The organism is Oceanimonas doudoroffii (genome assembly GCF_002242685.1).
Classification (GTDB): Bacteria; Pseudomonadota; Gammaproteobacteria; order Enterobacterales; family Aeromonadaceae; genus Oceanimonas; species Oceanimonas doudoroffii.
In genome coordinates this window covers 15528-36199 of record NZ_NBIM01000010.1, presented here as the reverse complement: position 1 = coordinate 36199, position 20672 = coordinate 15528, and the positions used below count along the sequence as shown (strand labels likewise).

At 62.6% G+C, this 20672-nt stretch carries 15 protein-coding genes; 7 read left to right on the top strand and 8 right to left on the bottom strand.

Translation table 11 applies throughout. The features are described from left to right. The first annotated feature begins 89 nt into the window (after window positions 1–89). The 3 genes from hrpB to B6S08_RS17200 all read left to right on the top strand — a co-directional run bounded on the left by hrpB (window position 90) and on the right by B6S08_RS17200 (window position 5392). On the top strand, window positions 90–2522 hold the full coding sequence (gene hrpB / locus B6S08_RS17210) for an ATP-dependent helicase HrpB (protein ID WP_094202046.1): 2433 nt from the start codon (window positions 90–92) through the stop codon (window positions 2520–2522). Window positions 2523–2524: 2 nt separating this feature from the next. After that, on the top strand, window positions 2525–4855 hold the full coding sequence (gene mrcB / locus B6S08_RS17205) for a penicillin-binding protein 1B (protein WP_094202045.1): 2331 nt from the start codon (window positions 2525–2527) through the stop codon (window positions 4853–4855). Between the two features lie 111 nt (window positions 4856–4966). Further along, complete coding sequence (locus tag B6S08_RS17200) at window positions 4967–5392, top strand: VOC family protein (protein WP_094202044.1); 426 nt, start codon at window positions 4967–4969, stop codon at window positions 5390–5392. Window positions 5393–5558: 166 nt separating this feature from the next. On the opposite strand, the gene hemL is transcribed toward B6S08_RS17200, so the two are convergent. Then, a complete protein-coding gene (gene hemL / locus B6S08_RS17195; RefSeq protein ID WP_094202043.1) occupies window positions 5559–6845 on the bottom strand; it encodes a glutamate-1-semialdehyde 2,1-aminomutase in 1287 nt (428 codons plus the stop codon). Between the two features lie 170 nt (window positions 6846–7015). Here hemL and erpA point away from each other — a divergent pair, with 170 nt between their 5' ends. The 3 genes from erpA to B6S08_RS17180 are packed head-to-tail and all read left to right on the top strand — an operon-like array spanning window position 7016 to window position 8119. Next, window positions 7016–7360 (top strand): iron-sulfur cluster insertion protein ErpA, encoded by a 345-nt coding sequence (gene erpA / locus B6S08_RS17190; protein WP_094202075.1) that lies wholly within the window; start codon window positions 7016–7018, stop codon window positions 7358–7360. 7 nt (window positions 7361–7367) lie between these two features. Beyond that, entirely contained in the window at window positions 7368–7694 is a 327-nt protein-coding gene (locus B6S08_RS17185; RefSeq protein WP_094202042.1) for a glutaredoxin family protein, read from the top strand. Further along, the gene (locus B6S08_RS17180; RefSeq protein WP_094202041.1) at window positions 7691–8119 is read left to right on the top strand and encodes an HIT domain-containing protein; all 429 of its coding nucleotides are present in this window, start codon (window positions 7691–7693) and stop codon (window positions 8117–8119) included. The genes B6S08_RS17185 and B6S08_RS17180 overlap by 4 nt, the downstream gene beginning before the upstream one ends. Window positions 8120–8196: 77 nt before the next feature. Here the strand turns inward: B6S08_RS17180 and B6S08_RS17175 are convergent, their stop codons facing one another. Beyond that, window positions 8197–9480 (bottom strand): peptidoglycan DD-metalloendopeptidase family protein, encoded by a 1284-nt coding sequence (locus B6S08_RS17175; protein ID WP_094202040.1) that lies wholly within the window; start codon window positions 9478–9480, stop codon window positions 8197–8199. Window positions 9481–9660: 180 nt separating this feature from the next. Between B6S08_RS17175 and tyrS the strand changes: the two genes are divergently transcribed. After that, complete coding sequence (tyrS, locus tag B6S08_RS17170) at window positions 9661–10857, top strand: tyrosine--tRNA ligase (protein WP_094202039.1); 1197 nt, start codon at window positions 9661–9663, stop codon at window positions 10855–10857. Between the two features lie 71 nt (window positions 10858–10928). Here the strand turns inward: tyrS and B6S08_RS17165 are convergent, their stop codons facing one another. The 6 genes from B6S08_RS17165 to gltB form a co-directional block, all read right to left on the bottom strand. Continuing rightward, window positions 10929–11558, bottom strand: coding sequence for a trimeric intracellular cation channel family protein (locus B6S08_RS17165; protein WP_094202038.1), 630 nt, complete (start codon window positions 11556–11558; stop codon window positions 10929–10931). A 55-nt stretch (window positions 11559–11613) separates the two neighbouring features. Then, window positions 11614–12429 (bottom strand): cobalamin-binding protein, encoded by an 816-nt coding sequence (locus B6S08_RS17160; protein WP_094202037.1) that lies wholly within the window; start codon window positions 12427–12429, stop codon window positions 11614–11616. Then, a complete protein-coding gene (locus B6S08_RS17155; protein WP_094202036.1) occupies window positions 12422–13345 on the bottom strand; it encodes a cobalamin biosynthesis protein in 924 nt (307 codons plus the stop codon). Before B6S08_RS17155 ends, B6S08_RS17160 begins: the two co-directional genes overlap by 8 nt. Window positions 13346–13348: 3 nt before the next feature. Next, complete coding sequence (mtnN, locus tag B6S08_RS17150; protein ID WP_094202035.1) at window positions 13349–14047, bottom strand: 5'-methylthioadenosine/S-adenosylhomocysteine nucleosidase; 699 nt, start codon at window positions 14045–14047, stop codon at window positions 13349–13351. 431 nt (window positions 14048–14478) lie between these two features. Continuing rightward, window positions 14479–15894: an FAD-dependent oxidoreductase gene (locus tag B6S08_RS17145; protein ID WP_094202034.1), complete on the bottom strand. Its 1416-nt coding sequence runs from the start codon at window positions 15892–15894 to the stop codon at window positions 14479–14481. Between the two features lie 12 nt (window positions 15895–15906). After that, a complete protein-coding gene (gene gltB, locus B6S08_RS17140) occupies window positions 15907–20364 on the bottom strand; it encodes a glutamate synthase large subunit (protein ID WP_094202033.1) in 4458 nt (1485 codons plus the stop codon). Between the last annotated feature and the right edge of the window lie 308 nt (window positions 20365–20672).

The window sequence follows — 20672 nt, the reverse complement described above, 5'->3', positions numbered from 1 at the left end:
CGGGCAGCGGTTAAACAGCTCCAGCTCCATAGTCCTTTGCCCGGGCTTTTGGCACAATATAGCGGTTTCAAGGCCAGCCGAGTAACCCCGTGAATCAGCTACCCATCACAGAGGCCCTGCCTCGCCTGCAACAGGCGCTGGCGGCCAGCCAGATTATCGTTGAGGCGCCCCCCGGCGCCGGCAAGTCCACCTGGCTGCCGCTGTGGCTGCTGCAACAGCCGGCCATTGACGGTCGCATTATTATGCTGGAGCCGCGCCGGCTGGCGGCCCGCAGCATAGCCCAGTATCTGGCCAGCCAGTTGGGTGAGCAGCCCGGCCAGACCGTGGGTTATCGCATGCGCGGTGAAAGCCGCAGCGGCAAGCAGACCCGGCTGGAAGTCGTTACCGAAGGGGTGCTGACCCGCATGCTGCAGGCAGACCCCGAGCTTGCTGGTGTCTCGCTGCTGATTTTTGACGAATTTCACGAGCGCAGCCTGCAGGCGGATCTGGCCCTGGCCTTTGCCCTGGAATGTCAGGCCCTGCGCGACGATCTCAAGATCATGGTGATGTCGGCCACCCTGGAGGGCCTGGCCCTCGACACCCTGCTGCCCGAGGCCGAGCTGGTGGTGAGCCGAGGGCGAAGTTTTCCCGTTGAACTGGAATACCGTCCCCGCAATCAGCACAGCCGGCTGGAGGAAAGCCTGGGCCGGGCGGTGCTGGATGCCCTCGGTAATGAAGACGGCAGCCTGCTGGCCTTTCTGCCTGGCGAGCGGGAAATTCGTTGGGCCGAGGAGTGGCTGCGGGAGCGCCTGCCCGGCGAGGTTGAACTCAGGCCGCTCTATGGTCGCCTTTCAATTGCCGAACAGCAGGCGGCCATTGCTCCGGCGGCCGAGGGCCGGCGCAAGGTGGTGCTGGCCACTAATGTGGCGGAAACCTCGCTCACCATTGAAGGCATTCGCATGGTGGTGGACTCCGGACTGGAGCGTCTGGCCCGGTTTGATCCGGAAGCCGGCATGACCCAACTGCACAGCCGGCTTATCGGTCAGGCCTCGGCCGCTCAGCGAGCCGGCCGGGCCGGGCGCTTGCAGCCGGGCACCTGCATTCGGTTGTGGAGCAGAGAGCAGCAGGAGCGGCTGGCGCCGCGCCGGCCGGCGGAAATCGAACAAAGCGATCTGGCCGGGTTTGTGCTGGAGTGCGCCGCCTGGGGCGCCGAGCCCGAGTGGCTGCCGCTGCTGACCTCGCCGCCGGCCCCCCAACTGGCGGCGGCCCGGGCGCAACTGGCGGCGTTGGGCATGCTGGCCGGCAACCAGCTCACTTTCCTGGGGCGCCGCGTCTGGCAGCTGGGATGCGAGCCCTGGTTGGGGCAGCTGCTGCTGACCGCGCTGGAGTGGCAGCAACAGGGACACGCCGGTGCCCTGGCCGACGGCGCCTGGTTGTTGGCGCTGCTGGAAGAAGGCCGACCCGGCGACGGCCCGCTGTCGGGCCAGCTACTGGCAGCCAGGGGACGACTCAAGGCCGGCGCCCGGCGCTGGTTTGAGCGGGTTAATCAGCCCGTGGCCGAGCCGATGGGCACCTATGTGGGGCCCCTGCTGGCCAACGCCCGGCCCGACTGGGTGGGGCAGCTGCGCACCGGGCGTCGTTATGGCCTGGCCGGCGGCCTCAGCGCCGATCTGCCCGAGGGTAGCCCGCTTACCGGCAAGGACTGGCTGGCGGTGGCGGGCCTGGGTCGGGGCGAGCGGGGCGTGTTTGTGCAGGCCGCCGAGCCGGTGACGCTGGAGCAGTTGCAGCGCTTTGTGCCGGCGCGCTTTTGCGAGCGCGAGCAACTGGAATGGGACGACGGTGCCAACCGAGTGCGGGCCGAGCGCCATTGGTGCTTTGGCAACTTGGTGCTGCGGCGCACGCCGCTCAACACGGTCAGCCCGGAGCAGCGGGCTCGGTGCCTGTTGCAGGAAGTACAAAAACGCGGCTGGGGCGCGCTGCCGCTCAATGAACAGGCACGGCAAACCTGGCTGCGAATGACCCTGGCCGGACAAAAACTGGCCGACCGGGGCTTTGCCGGCTGCGACGACAGCGCCTGGCTGAACGAGGCGGAACACTGGCTGTTGCCCCACCTGCTCGGGCTCGGGCGCTGGGACGAGCTGGCCAGGCTCGACTGGCATGGTATTTTGCTGAGCCGGCTGGACTGGTCACAACGGCAATTGCTGGATACTCTGCTACCCAGCCACCTTGAACTGGCCACCGGAACCCGGGCCGCCATTCGCTACCGTGAGGCAGAAGATCCGGTATTGCCGGTGAAACTGCAGGAAATGTTTGGCCAGGCCGGTTCGCCCACCCTGGCCGATGGCCGAGTATCGCTGGTGCTTGAGCTGTTGTCGCCGGCGCGCCGGCCACTGCAGCTCACCCGGGATCTGGCCGCCTTCTGGGCAGGAGCCTACCAGGAGGTAAAAAAGGAAATGCGCGGACGCTACCCCAAACACCCGTGGCCCGATGATCCCGCCAATACGGCGCCCACCCGGCACACCAAAAAACACATGAAGCACTGATTATGGCAAAAAAGACAACCCGCAAAACCCGTAAAAAGCCGGTGAAGAAACAGCGCCGGTTTGGCTGGGGGCTGATGCTCAAGCTGGCCCTGGTGGGCGCCGTATTGATTGGCGTTTTCGGCATTTACCTGGACAGTCAGGTGCGCGCCCGCTTTGAAGGGCAGAAATGGGCGCTGCCGGCGCTGGTCTACAGCCGGCCGCTGGAGCTGTTCCCGGGCCAGAAGCTGTCTCACGCCCAGATGCTGCGTGAGCTGCAGTTGCTCAACTACCGCAAGGTGGCCAGCCCGTCCCGGCCCGGCGAGTATGCGGTGAGCAACAACCGCATTGAAATTCACCGCCGGCCGTTCAACTTTTCCGACGGCGCCGAGCAGTCCCGCACCCTGTTGCTGAGCTTTGACGGCCAGCGCCTGAGTCGCATGCAGAACCCGGACAACGGCCGGGAGCTGGGCTATGCGCGCATGGATCCGGTGCTGCTGGACCGGCTCAACGTGGATGAACGGGAAGACCGGCTGCTGGTGCGCCTGGATCAGGTGCCCGAGCTGCTGGTGCAGACGCTGATCACCGTGGAGGACCGTGACTTCTACCAGCATGACGGCGTGTCACCGCTGGCGATACTGCGGGCCCTGGTGGTCAATATCAAGGCCGGTCGCACGGTGCAGGGAGGCAGTACCCTGACCCAGCAGCTGGCCAAGAACTTCTTTCTGACCCAGGATCGCAGCCTGTGGCGCAAGGTTCAGGAAGCCTACATGGCCCTGATCATCGACTTTCGCTATGACAAGGACGAGATCCTCGAGGCCTACCTCAACGAGGTCTATCTGGGCCAGAACGGCGCCAAGGGTGTCCACGGTTTTGGCTTGGCCAGTTATTTCTATTTCGGCCTGCCCATCAATGAACTGAACCCGGATCAAATGGCGCTGCTGGTGGCGCTGGTCAAGGGCCCGTCCTTCTATGACCCCTGGCGTAATGCCGAACGGGCCCGGGAGCGGCGGGATCTGGTGCTGCGTTTGCTGGCCAACGAGGGCCACATTGACCGGCAGACCTATGAGCGGGCCAGCAGTCGGGATCTGGGACTGATCGAGCGGGGCCGGATGGGCTATGGCCGCACCCCGGCCTTTATGGGCCTGCTCAGAAATGAGCTGCAGGGCCGCTTTGGTCCCGAGTTTCTCAATCAGAACGGGCTGCGCATTTTCACCAGCCTGGATCCCATCGCCCAGCACACCGCCGAGCAGGCGGTGGCCGAGCAGATCAAGCAGCTGCGCGCCAACACCAAGCGCAATGATCTGGAGGCCGCCATGGTGGTGTCCAACTGGCGCAAGGGCGAGGTCAGCGCCGTGGTGGGCGGGGCCGATCCGGCCTTTGCCGGCTTTAACCGGGCGCTGTCGGCGCGCCGCCCCATCGGTTCGTTGATCAAGCCGCCGGTTTATGCCCTGGGGCTGGAAAGCGGCTTTACCCTGGCCAGCACCCTGAAGGACGAGCCGGTGACCCTGCGCAGCGAAGGCGGTCAGGTATGGCGGCCCAAGAACTACGATCGCCAGTATCGCGGCAATGTGCTGTTGGTGGATGCCCTGGCCAAGTCCCTCAACGTGCCCACGGTCAATCTGGGCATGGCGATCGGGCTGGACAAGGTGGTGGACGGGCTGCGGCGCCTGGGTGTGGAGCAGCCGATTCCGCCCTATCCGTCCATGTTGCTGGGCACCCTGGAGCTGACCCCCTTTGAGGTGAATCAGTTGTTCCTGACCCTGGCCAATCAGGGCCTGCACCAGCCGCTCACTTCGATTCGTGCCATTCAGGATGAAGAGGGCGAATTGATCTATCAGCATAATGCCCAGGCAAGGCAGGTGCTGGAACCGGAGGCGGGCTACCTGGGACTCTATGCCATGACCCGCGCCGTGGCCGGCGGCACCGCCGCCCACCTGGCGGCGCGCTTTCCCAACCGGGTAATGGCGGGCAAGACCGGTACTACCAATGATCTGCGTGACGCCTGGTTTGCCGGCCTTGACAACGAGGAGCTGGTTACCGCCTGGGTCGGTCGGGACGACAACGGCGTCACCGGGCTGACCGGCGCCAGTGGCGCGCTGCGGGTATACAGCCGCTATCTGGATGGCCGGGGCGTGGACTCTCTGGAGCTGACGCCGCCACCAGGCATTGATCAGGTGAATTTCGCCCTCAGCGACGGCCAGCCCGCCGATCCCCGCTGTGAGCAGACCCGGCTGCTGCCGGCCCGCACCCATGACCTGCCGCCGATACGCGGCTGCCAGCCTTCCCTGCCCGAGCTGCCTTCCGGCGAGCAGGTTAGCGACTGGCTGCGGGATATCTTTAACTTCGCCCGCTGAGGCCGCAAGGGGGAGCAGTTTGCTCCCCCTTGTTGTTGGGGCCGCTTTTCTTCAAACGGGTGAAAGCCGCCGTCTCCGTATATGCTGAATAGAGAGACGGAGGTGACCGCCATGTTTGCTTTTCATCATGTAACCCTGAACGTGCGAAACTTGGATGCGGCCGAAGGGTTTTACCGGGGGCTCGGTTTTGAGCCGGATTATCGCTGGCAGGATGAGCAGGGCGTGCTGCAGATCTGTCACCTGCGCCTGGGGCAGGCGCGACTGGAGTTGTACTGTTTTCGCCCGGCGGACGAGCCGGATCTGGCGGCGCTACCGCCCTGGGCCCATGGTCATCGGCTGGGGCTCAGGCATTTCGCGTTGCAGGTGGAGGATCTGGACAATGCGTTAAGCAGCCTGCACGGTGCCGGACTGTTGGCCGACAAGCCGACCCCGGTACCGGGCCAGACCTGTGAGCGGTATGTGTTTATCATGGACCCTGACGGCAACAGCGTGGAGCTGCTGGAGGCACCCTTGGTGGAGATTCAGCGGCCGGCGTAGGAGGAGAGTCTGGCGATCGAAACTACAGGGTACCTCCACCGACACGCCACGGCGAAAGCCACTCATTAAAAAAGCCTGCTGCGAACAACATGAATGTTCGCAGCAGGCTTTTGACTTCGTTACGGCAATCCCAGTTACTGTTTCTCGAAACCGGTTTGCTTAAACCTTAGCCCTTGAGCGCGGCAAAGGCCTTGTCGGCGGCGGCCAGGGTGTCGGCAATTTCCTGCTCACCGTGGGCCAGAGACATAAAGCCCGCTTCAAAGGCGCTGGGAGCCAGGTAGACGCCGTGATCCAGCATCAGGTGGAAGAAGCGCTTGAAGACGCCCAGATCGCAGCGGGTGACCTGCTCGTAGCAACTGATGTTTTTCTCCTCGGTAAAGAAGAAACCAAACATGGCGCCGACCCGGTTGGTGGTAAAGGGGATACCGTGCTTGTCTGCCGCGGCCTGCAGGCCATCCACCAGCTCCTTGGTTTTTCGCTCCAGGGCTTCGTACACACCGGGCTGGCCGATGGCGTTCAGGGTGGCCAGGCCCGCGGCCATGGCCACCGGGTTGCCGGACAGGGTGCCGGCCTGATACACGGGGCCGGTGGGCGCCAGGTGCTCCATCACGTCACGGCGACCGCCAAAGGCGCCCACCGGCATGCCGCCGCCGATGATCTTGCCCAGGGTGGTCAGATCGGGTTTCACACCAAAGCGCTCCTGAGCGCCGCCCAGAGACGCGCGGAAACCGCACATCACTTCGTCAAAGATCAGCAGGGCACCGAACTCGTCACAGAGGGTGCGCAGGCCTTCCAGGAAGCCGGGGGCGGGGGGAATGCAATTCATGTTGCCGGCCACCGGCTCCACGATGATACAGGCGATGTCCGCGGGGGCGGCCTCAAAGGCGGCCCGCACCGAGTCCAGATCGTTAAAGGTGCAGGTCAGGGTGTGCTTGGCAAAGTCGGCGGGCACACCGGGGGAATTGGGCTGGCCCAGGGTCAGGGCACCGGAGCCGGCCTTGACCAGCAGGCAGTCGGCATGACCGTGGTAGCAGCCTTCAAACTTCAGAATCTTGTCGCGACCGGTAAAGCCCCGAGCCAGACGAATGGCGCTCATGGTGGCCTCGGTGCCGGAGTTGACCATGCGCACCTGCTCCATGGAGGGCACCAGCTGGGACACCTTCTCGGCCATGGTCACTTCCACCCCGGTGGGGGCGCCAAAGCTCAGGCCGCGGGACACGGCCTCGATCACCGCATCTTTTACCACGGCGGCGTTGTGGCCCAGAATCATCGGACCCCAGGAACCCACGTAATCGATGTAACTGTTGCCATCCACGTCATACATGCGGGCGCCGTCGGCGCGCTCGATAAAACGGGGCGTGCCACCCACGCCACTGAAGGCGCGCACCGGTGAGTTGACACCGCCGGGAATAAAGCGGCGGGCCTGGTTAAAGAGTTCGTCAGACTTGGACATGCACATAATCCTTGGTGTTCATGAGCGTGAAAGGCCGCGGCGTGGCGGCCGGTGTGGGCCGACTATAACAAAATCCACTCAGGCCGAGAATCGGCCTGAGTCGCACAATACTTGAACTGATTGGTCGGGTATTGGATAATTTTGCCGACACCGATATTAACGAGGTAGTGATGAGCGAAGCAGTCCCCCTGCCGATCCAGATGAGTGATGCGGCAGCGAACAAGGTCAAGGCCCTGATCGCCGAAGAGGAAAACCCCAATCTGAAGCTGCGGGTCTATATTACCGGCGGCGGCTGTTCCGGTTTTCAGTACGGCTTTACCTTTGACGAAAGCAGCAACGACGGCGACACCGTGATCGAAAAGAACGGCATCGTCATGGTGGTGGATGCCATGAGCCTGCAGTATCTGGTGGGCGGCACCGTCGATTACGTGGAAGGCCTGGAAGGCTCCCGCTTTCTGGTGACCAACCCCAACGCCACCAGCACCTGCGGCTGCGGTTCTTCCTTCAGCATCTGAGGCGCATATGTCCCTGTTTGACTTTTTTGGCGGCGGTGCAAGCCAGGCCGCCGAGGCGGCGCCGGCGGTAAACAGCCCCGAGCGGCTGGCGCTGTATCAGAAAGAATGGTGTCCCTATTGCCAGCGTGTTAAAGCCGTGGTGGCCGAACTGGGCCTGGAACTGGCCGAGTACGACACCAATGACTCCGAACACCTGCAGGCGCTGATGGCCGGCGGTGGTCAGCGTATGGTGCCCTGCCTGCGTATTGAACAGGACAACGGCGACTATTTTTGGTTGTATGAGTCGGCGGATATTGCCGCCTACCTGCGGATGCATTTCGGCAAGGATTCATGAGCGGCTTTGTGTTGCACGAGCGCCTGGCGGCCGATGGTATGGTGCTGGGTGATCTGCCCCTGAGCCGAGTGTTGCTCGCCAAAGACGGCCGCTATCCCTGGCTGATCCTGGTGCCCCGGCGTGCCGATATTCGTGAGATCCATCATTTGAGTGAGGACGAGCAGCAACAGCTGATGCGCGAGTCCTGTGCCCTTGGCCGGCTGATGGAAACAGCGCTGTTGCCGGACAAGCTCAATGTGGCGGCACTGGGCAACATGGTGCCCCAGCTTCATCTGCATCATGTCGCCCGCTTTACCGGGGATGATGCCTGGCCCGGCCCCATTTGGGGTCGTTTTGAGGCCAGCCCCTATCAGAATCTCGAGGCCGAGGCGGCCAGCTGGCGCGAGCGACTGGCAAGCCTGCCCGACTTTGTGTCCAGCGAATAAAAAACGGCCCGCAGCAAGCGGGCCGTTTTTTATTGAAGCCGGGGCGACGTTCCCGTGCCAATGCCGAGAACCGGCAGCTAATTTTTTGCCAGCATGATCTCGCTGACCCGGGTCAGCTGGGCCAGCAGTTGGTTGGCCCTGGGCTGAAAGCGGGCCAGCTCTGCCGCCGGCAGCTTGGCGGCCTGGGGCAGCTTGACGGTTTTGGGATCCTGATGCACGCCGTTGACCAGAAACTCGTAGTGCAGGTGTGGACCGGTCACTCGGCCGGTGGCGCCCACGGTGCCGATTTTTTGCTCCTGCTTCACCCTCTGTCCCTTTTTCACCAGCCGTTCATGCAGGTGCAGGTACTTGGTGAGGTAGGTGCCGTCATGGCGAATAAACACATAGTTGCCGTTAAAGCGGTTGTAGCCCGACTCGGTCACCACGCCGCTGCCCGCCGCCACCACGGGAGTACCGGTGCGGGCGGCATAATCAATGCCGCGGTGCGGCCGCACCTGACCGGTGACCGGATGCAACCGGCGCGGGTTGAAGTTGGAACTGATATGGCTGAAGTTCACCGGGGCGCGCAGAAAGCTCTTGCGCATGGCCCGGCCTTCCGGCGAGTAATAATTGCCGTCGTCGTGGCGCACCGCCCGATAGACATTGCCCTGGTTCACGAACTCGGCGGCAAGAATATCGCCGGTGCCCACGCGAAAGCCGTCTTTGTAGGTTTCTTCAAACAGCACGGTGAAGTGGTCGCCGGCGCGAATGTCGAGGGCAAAGTCCAGATCCCAGGCGAACATGCCGGCCAGGCTCATGATCTGGCCAGCACTGAGCCCGGCGGAGACCCCGGCATTCCAGAAACTGGAGTCGACCTTGCCCTGGGCAAACTTGTTGCGACTTTCCAGTTCCACACTGTGTACCCGGCTTTCCAACCCGTCCTGGCCCTGGCGAATTTCCAGGGTGCGGGCGGCATCGAGGGGATATTGCAGGCCGACGAAGCGGTCTTCCCGATCAAGGCGAAAGGTCAGCTTGTCCCCCGGGTGCAGGGTTTGCAGCGGCGCGGCGGTCGACAGCTGGCTGATATTGTGCAGCAGGGCCGAGGGCAGCTGCAGTCGGGCAAAGATGAGCGACAGGGTGTCGCCGGAGCGGATTTGCACCACCTGCTCACGCGTGTGGATGCGATTATCGATAAACGGAATGTTTTCCACCTCCAGCGGCAGGGTCTGGGGCTCGCCGACGGTGATCCCGGTGGGGCGGTCGCGGCTGGCCAGGGCCGATTCGCTGGGGAGCAAGGTCAGCAATCCCATGCCGGCGGCGAGAATCGAAATGGCAATGCGGTGGCCGCGGGGCAGTATTCTGAACAGTCTGATAACGGGCATCGTGTGCTCTTCCCTGATAACTGCCAAAAATTCTACAGTCTTTCCAATTTTCGCGCCATTCCAGTAATATGGCTTGTTTCTTAATGATCTCGCCTGCACCACCTTTTACCCCGACTGCCCGTGTTTTCGGCGTCCATGGGGAGTGGCCTGTCAGGCACACCGAACAGGAGTGAAGTTGTCATGTCCCAGCTGGAAGCGGCGCTGGCGGAAATCAAACGTGGTGCCGAAGAGATACTGGTTGAAGAAGAGCTGATTGCCAAGCTGAAGGAAGGTCGTCCGCTGCGGGTGAAACTGGGCATGGATCCTACCGCCCCCGATATTCACCTGGGCCACACCGTGATCCTTAACAAGCTGCGTCAGTTCCAGGACCTGGGTCATGAGGTGCTGCTGCTGATCGGCGACTTTACCGCCCAGGTTGGGGATCCTTCCGGCAAGAACACCACCCGCCCGCCGCTGTCCGCCGAACAGGTGGCAGAGAATGCCAAAACCTATGCCGAGCAGGCGTTCAAGGTGCTGGACCCGGCGAAAACCGAGATAGTGTACAACTCCAGCTGGCTCGGCGAACTGGGTGCTACCGGCATGATTCGGCTGGCTTCCAAGCTGACCGTGGCGCGTATGCTGGAGCGGGACGATTTCAAAAAACGCTACGCGTCCGGCCAGTCCATTGCCATTCACGAGTTTATGTACCCGCTGCTGCAGGGTTACGATTCCGTGGCCCTTAAGGCGGACGTGGAGCTGGGCGGTACCGATCAGAAGTTCAACCTGCTGATGGGCCGCGAGCTGCAGAAGGACGAAGGCATGTCGCCCCAGGTGGTGCTGACCATGCCGCTGCTGGAAGGCCTGGACGGCATCAAGAAGATGTCCAAGTCCGCCGGCAACTACATTGGTGTGGATGAAGCCCCGAACGAGATGTTCGGCAAGATCATGTCACTGTCCGACGAGCTGATGTGGCGCTACTTCGAGCTGCTGTCCCGCCGCAGCCTGGACGAGCTGGCCGCCCTCAAGCAGGAAGTGGCCAACGGCGCCAACCCCCGCGATACCAAGATCCTGCTGGCCAAGGAAATCATCACCCGCTACCACAATGAAGCGGCCGCCGAGCAGGCCCATCAGGACTTTGTGCAGCGGTTTCAAAAGAACGCCATTCCCGACGACCTGCCGGAAGTGACCCTGACCGCCGGTGCCGAAGGCATGGGCATCGCCAACCTGCTGAAGGACGCAGGCCTGGTGGCTTCAACCTCTGAAGCCCTGCGCATGATTAAGCAGGGTGCGGTCAAGGTGGACGGTGAGAAGCTGGAAGACGGCAAGCTGCAGGTGCAGCCCGGCCAGGCGGTATATCAGGTGGGCAAGCGCAAGTTCGCCAAAGTGACCGTGGCCTGAGCCTGACGCTTACGCTAAAAAGGGCAGCTCGAAAGAGCTGCCCTTTTTTATGACGTTCAACGTCGGCAGGTTTACCGCGTCAGGGAAAAGGCGGGCAAGGACAGGTGCCAGCGAATGGCGGCCACCCGCAGCACAAAGGTGCCCAGCATGCCCAGCCCGGTAGCCAGCAGGACCGGCAGGCCGAGTGCCAGGGAGCCGGTATAGAGCATGCCGCCCAGAATGCAGGCGGTGGCATAGATTTCCCGCTGCAGTACCATGGGAACTTCCCGGGCCAGCACATCCCGAATCATGCCCCCGGCGACCCCGGTGATCACCCCCATCACCACTGCCACCATGCCCGAAGTGCCGTGGCTCAGGGCCTTGTCGGCGCCGATCACGGTAAAAATGGCCAGGCCAAAGGCATCGGCCAGGGGCAGCATGTACCAGGGCAGGCGCCGGGGCAGATGCACGAGATAAAGCCCCAGCAGGGCGGTGCCGAGGATCACCCAAAGGTAGACGGTATTGGCCACCCAGAACACCTGCTCGGCACCAATAATAAGGTCCCGAATGGTGCCGCCGCCGATGGCGGTCACGGCCGCCAGCACGATAACGCCAAAGCCGTCCATGCGCAGGCGGCCCGCCACCAATACGCCGGAAAAGGCGAACACGGCGGTGCCGAACAAATCGCTCCAGTAAAACACCGATTCAACCAGCGGCAACACTTGTCTTTACCTCAATAAAAAAGGGGCGCCATGGTACAGGGCGCACCAGCATACCTCAATCCAGTCGCTGCCCGGAATGCCGTGCCAGCTCCAGTTGCCGGCACAGGGCGGCAATGCCGCCGGCGGTGCGGGGCGTAAAGCGGTGCAGGGCGTCGACATTGATGGTAAACAGCTGCCTGCGGCTGACCGCGGTCAGCTCCGGCCAGGCGTGCCAGGCGTTCAGCGCCTGCTGGCTTTCCGCCAGTATCACCTCGGGGTTTCGCGCCAGCACGAATTCCCGATCGATCTGCGGATAGGGCGTGGGACTGTCGGCGGTGATGCTGGCGCCTCCGCACAGGCTGACCGCCTGGCCAATCCAGGTATGGCGGCTGGTAGACATCAGCGGCACCTCGTTCAGCTGATAAAACACGCTTACCGACGTCACTCCCCGATACTGTTCACGCAGGGCGTCAAGGGTGCGCCTGTAGTGGGCGGCTACCTGTGCGGCCTGTTGCTCATGGCCGGTGAGCCGGCCAAAACGCTCCAGATCGTCGCCGAGGTCGACAAGCCGTTTGGGCTCGGAATAGGCCACCTCAATGCCCAGCCGAATCAGGGGTTGCACCTGCAGTGACTGGGCGCTTTGCCAGGCGATCACCAAATCGGGATTCAGGGCAAGAATGCCTTCGAGGTTAATGGAACGATAATTGGCGATTTTGGGCAGTCTGGCCACGGCTTCGGGGTAGTCGCTGGCTTCGTCCACGCCCACCACCTGGTCACCGGCACCGATGGCGAACAGGATTTCGGTAATGTGAGGGGCCAGGCTGACGATGCGCCTGGGCTCGGCAACGGCCAGGCAAGGCACCAGCAGCAGGCATAACAGCCATTTAGTCATAAAACAGGGGAACCAGGGTCAGGGTCCAGGCCAGCGACAGCCAGAACAGCGGCGCCAGGCTCAGTCGCAGCAGCAGGCTGTGTGCCTGAGCGAAGCCGATGGGGTTGCCACTGCCCAGCTTGGGGTAGTAATCGGTGGCTTGCGTATAGCGGCGTGGGCCGCCCAGACCGGCATCCACGCCGCCGGCGGCCACCGCCAGCGCCCTGCCGGCGGCGGGAAAGGCCCACAGGCCGCCTCTGGACCAGGCCGCCAGGGCCCGGCGGGAGCCGGGGTAAATCAGCAGGGTCAGGGCCAGCAGGTGGAACGGCAGCCAGGCCATGGCCCGATACAGGGCAGAGGGCAGGGAGCCAAAGGCACGCCAGTTGGCCAGCTTGGCCGGCCAGGCCTGCACCGCCAGTCGCAGCAGGGCAAAGCCAAGAGCGGCGTAAATGCCACCGACCAGGTACCAGCAGGCCAGGGTAAAGTCACCGGCCAGCCGCAACACCGCCACTTCCGCCACCGCCTTGCGCAGTCCCAGCTCCGACAGCGGATCGGTCTGGCGCAAACACAGGGGCGCCAGGGTCAGCCGGGCCAGATGGCGTTGCTCGGGAATTTGCCGAAGTGTTTGTGGCAACCGCCGTGTGAGCCGGCCCGCATCGAGGCAGGCCCACAGCAGCAGCACATCGAGCAGGGCCGGCCAGGGGGCCAGCTCTGCCAGCGCCCACCAGGCCGCCAGCAGTGGCAGTAGCACCACCAGCCACAGGCCGACGCCCGCCGCCCGCAAATAACCCTGGCCATAGCCGGACTTGTTTAGCCGCCGGCCCAGCCGGGCCAGGCCCGCGGTCAGCAGCGGCTGCAGGCGATCGGCGGGCTGCAGCAGGCTGAGCAGCAGCGCCAGGGTCAGCAGGGTCAGCGAATGCTCGAGCAGGTGTGCCATGGTTTAGCCGGGCAAGCGCTGCACCATGGCCTTGACCATGGCCGAGGAGTGGCGGGCGGCCACTTCCAGGAAGGCTTCAAAGGACTCGGCCTGTTCCTTGCCGGCGATGTCAGACAGGGCGCGCACCACCACGAAAGGCACCTTGAACTGATGGCATACCTGGGCGATGGCACCGGCTTCCATTTCGCAGGCCTTCATGGAGGGAAAATCGGTCACGGCTTTTTTCAACTGATCTTCCCGGTGCATAAACTGGTCGCCGGTGCAGATAAGTCCCACTGCCGAGTGAATCTCTTCCTGGCCGGTGAGGCATTCGCGGGCCAGCTCCACCAGGGCGGGATCGGCGGTAAAGGCCGGTGGCTGCTGAGCCATCTGGCCCATTTCGTAACCAAAGGCGGTTACGTCCACGTCGTGAAAGCGCACCTCGCTGGACACTACCACATCGCCCACGTGCAGGGCCGGATCAAAGCCGCCGGCGGAGCCGGTGTTGATCACGCAGTTGGGTGCAAAGCGCTCCAGCAGCAATGTGGTGGCGATGCTGGCGGCCACCTTGCCGATGCCGGAGCGGGTGATCACCACGTCCTTGCCGGACAGGCTGCCTCGATAAAATTCGCAGCCGCCGACCGTTGTGGTGGTGGCGTTCTCCAGCAGGGCGCGCAGCTCGGCCACTTCCTGCTCCATGGCCCCGATAATTCCGATAGTCATAACACTGATTTCCGCAAAAATGATGGCCGCAAGTGTAACACCATCAAGGAAAAAGGCCGATTGCAGAAAGGGGGAATTCGTCCTGAAGGCCTGCCATGCGAAGCACCAGCAGGGTTGCCTGCGCCGACACGCTTCGAGCCCATCCTTGGAACGCTCGGCAAATGCCATCCATGGCATTTGACGGTCGGCTCCGGCAATCCCTACCGTTGCTTCAGGTAACTCCAGTGTTGCCAGCAAATATCTTCAGACAGCTCGGTGGTGAATAAGGAGGGCAAAGGGTGTCTGCTTCGGCGCGCCCTTCGCGCCAAGGATGGGTTTACGGTGTGCCGAAGAAGCAGTGCCCTTTGGCCGACGTATTTGCACGATTCAACTGACAGTTCAAACAAAAAGGCCGCTCATTGAGCGGCCTTTGCACATGAAGATAATCGAGCTTACACGCCGATATAGTCCATGATGCCGTCGGCGGCCTTGCGGCCTTCGGCGATGGCGGTCACCACCAGATCGGAGCCGCGCACCGCATCGCCGCCGGCGAAGATGTGCGGGTTGCTGGTCTGGTAGGCGAACTCGGCCTGCTCGGGGGCGACAACCCGGCCCCACTGGTCGGCCTCAATGCCGAATTCCTTCAGCCAGGGCTGCTCGTGGGGCTGGAAACCAAAGGCCATGATCACGGCGTCGGCCTCCAGTACCTGCTCGGAACCGGGTACCGGCTCGGGGCGGCGGCGGCCGTTGGCGTCGGGTTCACCCAGCTGGGTGGAGACCACTTCCACGCCGGTCACCTTGCCGTTGTCGTCCACACGTATGCCGGTGGGCTGCAGGTTGAACATGAAGTTCACTCCTTCTTCCCGGGCGTTCTGCACCTCGCGGCGGGAGCCGGGCATGTTGGCCTCGTCCCGACGGTAGGCACAGATGACGTTGTCGGCGCCCTGGCGAATGGAGGTGCGTACACAGTCCATGGCGGTGTCACCACCGCCCAGTACCACCACCTTTTTGCCGGTCATGTCGATGTAGTCGGCCGCCTGCTTCTCAAAACCCAGCACCCGGTTGGCGTTGGAGATCAGGAAGGGCAGGGCATCGTGCACGCCTTCGGCATTCTCGTTGGCCAGGCCGCCGCGCAGGTACTTGTAGGTGCCCACGGCCAGGAAGACGGCGTCATAGTCGTCTACCAGGCTCTGGAAGGACACGTCCTTGCCCACCTCGGTGTTGAGGCGGAATTCCACGCCCATCTCGGTGAACACTTCCCGGCGACGGCTCATCACCGACTTTTCCAGCTTGAACGAGGGAATGCCAAAGGTCAGCAGGCCACCGATTTCCGGGTAACGGTCAAATACCACAGGGGTAACGCCGTTACGGGCCAGAATGTCGGCACAGGCCAGCCCGGCGGGGCCGGCACCGATAACCGCGACCTTTTTGTCGGTCTTCACCACCTTGGACATATCAGGACGCCAGCCCATCTCAAAGGCCTTGTCGGTGATGTACTTTTCGATATTGCCGATGGTCACGGCACCGAACTCATCGTTCAGGGTGCAGGAACCCTCGCACAGCCGATCCTGGGGGCACACCCGGCCGCAGACTTCGGGCAGGCTGTTGGTCTGGTGGCACAGATCCGCCGCTTCGAAAATACGTCCTTCGTTGGCCAGTTTCAGCCAGTTGGGAATGTAGTTGTGTACCGGGCACTTCCACTCGCAGTAAGGGTTGCCGCAGTCCAGGCAGCGGTCGGCCTGCATTTGGGCCTGGCTGTCTGAAAAGGGTTCGTAGATTTCCACGAACTCGATTTTACGGGTGCCGATGGGCTTCTTGGGCGGATCGACACGTTGTACGTCTATAAACTGAAATACGTTCTGGCTCATCACAATCTTCCTTTACTGCGCGTGGACCCGAAGCTCGGCGGTGGAGCGACTCTGGTGGCCCAGCAGGGATTTCACATCGCTGGATTTGGGTTTGACCAGCTTGAACATGGGCAGGTAACGGTCAAAATTGGCCAGTATTTCCTGCGCCCGGTCGCTACCGGTTTCCTGCAGATGTTGGGTGATGATGCCGCGCAGGTGCTCCTGGTGGATCACCAGCTCGTCCAGCCCCAGCAGCTCAACCAGCTCAAAGTTGGTTCTGAGCTCGAAATCATCGCTTTCATCCAGCACATAGGCAAAGCCGCCGGTCATGCCCGCCGCGAAGTTCACGCCGGTGCGGCCCAGCACGGTCACAATGCCGCTGGTCATGTATTCACAGCCGTTGTCGCCCAGGCCTTCCACCACGGCGATGGCACCGGAGTTGCGCACCGCGAAACGCTCGCCGGCGCGGCCGGCCACGTACAGGTGGCCGCCGGTGGCGCCATAGAGGCAGGTGTTGCCCGCCAGGGTGGCGTCCTTGGAAGAAAAGGCCACGCCCACGTGGGACTTGATCACCAGCTTGCCGCCGGTCATGCCCTTGCCCACATAGTCGTTGGCGTCACCGGTCAGGATCATTTCCAAGCCGCCGGCGTTCCACACCCCAAAGCTCTGGCCGGCGGTGCCGTCCAGGTGAATACGCACCGGATCCGCCGCCATGCCCTGGTTACCGTGGCGTTTGGCGATTTCTCCGGACAGGCGGGCACCCACGGATCTGTCGGTATTGCGAATGCTGTAATAGAAGTCGCCGCCGCTTTTGCTCTCTACCGCGGCCAGGGCGTCTTCGGTCATCTTCAGGTTCAGCACACCCTTGTCGAAGTTGGGGTTGCCTTCCTGGCAGAACACGCCCAGGCCCGGCTTGGGCTCGGGTTTGGCCAGAATGCCGGACAAGTCCAGCTTCTGCTGCTTGGCGGTGAGGCCGGGCAGGGCTTCCAGCAGGTCGGTGCGGCCAATCAGATCGGTCAGCTTGGTTACGCCCAACTGGGCCATCAGCTCGCGGGTTTCCTCGGCGATGAACTTGAAATAGTTCTCCACCATTTCCGGCAGGCCGAGGAAGTGATCCCGGCGCAGTTTCTCGTCCTGGGTGGCCACGCCGGTGGCGCAGTTGTTCAGGTGGCAGATACGCAGGTACTTGCAGCCCAGGGCTACCATGGGGCCGGTGCCAAAGCCAAAGCTTTCGGCGCCGAGAATGGCCGCCTTGACGATGTCGAGGCCGGTCTTGAGGCCGCCGTCCACCTGCAGCCGCACCTTGTGGCGCAGGCCGTTGGCCACCAGCGCCTGCTGGGTTTCGGCCAGGCCCAGTTCCCAGGGGGAGCCGGCGTATTTGACCGAGGTCAGCGGGCTGGCGCCGGTGCCGCCGTCATAGCCGGACACGGTGATCAGGTCCGCATAGGCCTTGGCCACACCGGTGGCAATGGTGCCCACGCCGGGCTCGGAGACCAGTTTGACCGATACCATGCAGCTCGGGTTGATCTGCTTGATGTCGAAGATCAGCTGGGCCAGATCCTCGATGGAGTAGATATCGTGGTGCGGCGGCGGTGAAATCAGGGTCACGCCCGGCACCGCGTAACGCAGCTTGGCGATCTCGGCGGTCACCTTGTGGCCGGGCAGCTGGCCGCCCTCGCCGGGCTTGGCGCCCTGGGCCACCTTGATCTGAATGACCTCGGCGTTCATCAGGTAGTGCGGGGTAACACCAAAGCGACCAGACGCCACCTGCTTGATTTTGGAGTTTCTCAGGCTGTTGAATCGACGGGGATCTTCACCGCCTTCACCGGAGTTGCTCTGGCCGCCGAGACGGTTCATGGCAATGGCCAGAGACTCGTGGGCTTCCGGGCCCAGGGCGCCGATGGACATGGCAGCGCTGTCAAAGCGCGGGAACAGCTCGGTGGCCGGCTCAACCTGGCTCAGATCGATGCCGGAGCCGGCGGGCTTGAGGGTCAGCAGATCCCGCAGCATGGCCACCGGACGTTCGTTCACCAGCTTGGCGTAGGCCTTGTAGTCGTCATAGTTGCCGGAGCGCACCGCCTTTTGCAGGCTGTTAACCACATCCGGGTTGTAGCTGTGATATTCGCCACCGTGCACGTACTTGAGCAGGCCGCCCTGATTGAGGGGCTTGCGGGCAATCCAGGCCAGTTTGGCCAGGTTGAACAGATCCTGCTGGAAATCCTCAAAACCGGCACCCTGTACGCGGCTGGATACGCCCTTGAAGCAGTACTGCACCACGTCGTCGTGCAGGCCGATGGCTTCAAACAACTGGGAGCAGCGGTAGGAAGCGATGGTGCTGATGCCCATCTTGGACATCACCTTGTACAGGCCCTTGTTGATGCTGTTGCGGTAGTTGAGCAGCGCCTCACGCAGGGACATCTTCAGTACGCCATCGGCCACCTGGCGACCCAGGGTCTCGTAGGCCAGGTAGGGGTAGATGGCGGTGGCACCAAAGCCCAGCAGCACCGCAAACTGGTGCGGATCCCGAGTGCTGGCAGTTTCCACGATAATGTTGGAGTCGCAGCGCAGGTTGGCTTCCACCAGAGTGCGTTGCACCGCACCCACCGCCATGGCGGCCGGCACCGGCAGCCGGTCTTCGCGAATGGCACGGTCGGACAGCACCAGCAGCACGGCGCCATCGCGCACGGCGGCGGTGGCTTCCTCGCACAGCCGCTCCAGTGCCGCCTTCAGGCCCTCGGCCGGGTCAAAGTTCAGATCCAGCACCGCATGCTTGTGGTGCGTCTGATCCAGGCCCATCAGCTGATGGAAGTCGGAATACAGCAGAATGGGCGATTCAAACTGAACCCGGTGGGCATGGCCGTGGGTTTCGTTGAATACGTTCTGCTCCCGGCCGATCAGGGTGGCCAGGGACATGACGTGGTTTTCCCGCAACGGATCGATGGGCGGGTTGGTCACCTGGGCAAACATCTGGCGGAAATAGTCATAGACGGAGCGGGCCCGGCTGGACAGTACCGCCATGGGGGCATCGTCGCCCATGGAGCCGACAGCTTCCTGGCCGTTTTCGCCCATTACGCGAATGACCTGATCCAGCTCTTCCATGGAATAGCCGAACAGCTTCTGATAGGTGCGCAGCTGTTGTTCATCCAGTTCGCACTGGCCGGCCTGGTCGTCGGGCAGGTCTTCAAAGCGCTCCAGTTTGCGCTTGTGCTTGGTCATCCACTCCTTGTAGGGGTGGCGGCCCTTGAGGTCGTCATCGATTTCAAAGCTGGTCCAGATCTTGCCACTGGCGGTGTCTACCACGAACAGCTCACCAGGACCGACCCGGCCCTTTTCCAGCACCTCGTCCGGGGTGTAGTCCCAGATGCCGATTTCCGATGCCAGGGTGATAAAGCCGTCTTTGGTGCGCACGAAGCGGGCCGGGCGCAGGCCGTTGCGGTCCAGGGCGCAGGCGGCGAAGCGGCCGTCGGACATCACGATGCCGGCGGGGCCATCCCAGGGCTCCATGTGCATGGAGTTGAAGTCGTAAAAGGCGCGCAGGTCTTCGTCCATGGCCGGGTTCTTCTGCCAGGCGGGCGGGATCAGCATGCGCATGGCGCGGAACAAGTCCATGCCGCCGGCCAGGAACAGCTCCAGCATGTTGTCCAGGCTGGAGGAGTCGGAGCCCGAGGTGTTCACATAGGGGGCGGCCTCCTGCAGATCCGGCAGCAGCGGCGAGGCGAACTTGTAGCCCCGGGCCTGGGCCCACTGGCGGTTACCGCCTATGGTGTTGATTTCACCGTTGTGGGCCAGGAAGCGGAACGGCTGGGCCAGCGGCCAGCGCGGTTGGGTGTTGGTGGAGAAGCGCTGGTGGAAGACGCAGATGGCGGACTGCAGGCGAATGTCGGCCAGATCCAGGTAGAATCTGGGCAGATCCGCGGGCATGCACAGGCCCTTGTAGGTCATCACCAGGTTGGACAGGCTGACCACGTAGAAGAAGTCGTCGCTGATGCGCTTTTCAATGCGGCGGCGCACGATATAAAGGCGGCGCTCAATGTCTTTTTCGGCCCAGCCGGTGGGGGCGTTGACGAACACCTGCTCAATGCGCGGCAGCGAGGCCTTGGCGATCTCGCCCAGCACGCCGGGGTTGACCGGCACTTCGCGCCAGCCCACCAGGCTCAGGGTTTCCCGCTCCAGCTCTTCATTGATGATTTGGCGGTGTTGTTCGGCCAGTGCGGCATCCGGGTTGAGGAACAGCATGCCGACCGCGTACTTGCGGCCCAGGTTCCAGCCCTTGTCTTCCGCCACGGCGCGAAAGAAACTGTCGGGTTTCTGCATCAGCAGGCCACAACCGTCGCCGGTTTTGCCGTCGGCGGCGATACCACCCCTGTGCTGCATGCGATCCAGTGCCGAAATGGCGAGACGAACAAGCTTGTGGCTGGTTTCGCCTTCTGTATGGGCGATTAGGCCAAAACCACAGTTGTCCTTCTCAAGCCGGGGATCATAAAGAGACATTGCATTCCTCCATTGCTCGAGCTCGGTGGCCGAGCGACTGCTTTCTTGTCAGCGCATCATGCTCTGAAGCGTCCGTTGCCATAAGTGGCTAAATTACAAAAATATCGATATTTATTTGTGAGGTCAATTAAATAAACACATCAACTGAATATCTTTTCACCATGGCCAGGGTGGTGTTTTTTAATGAAAAAGTGTTTTATTTAGGCTTAAATCCGGCGGCGGGCGGGCGTTTGTGCTCGCTTATCCCGGCGCTCCAATCCCCTCGCTGGAAAACGCATAACTATTCGGTATGTTGTTTTATTACAACA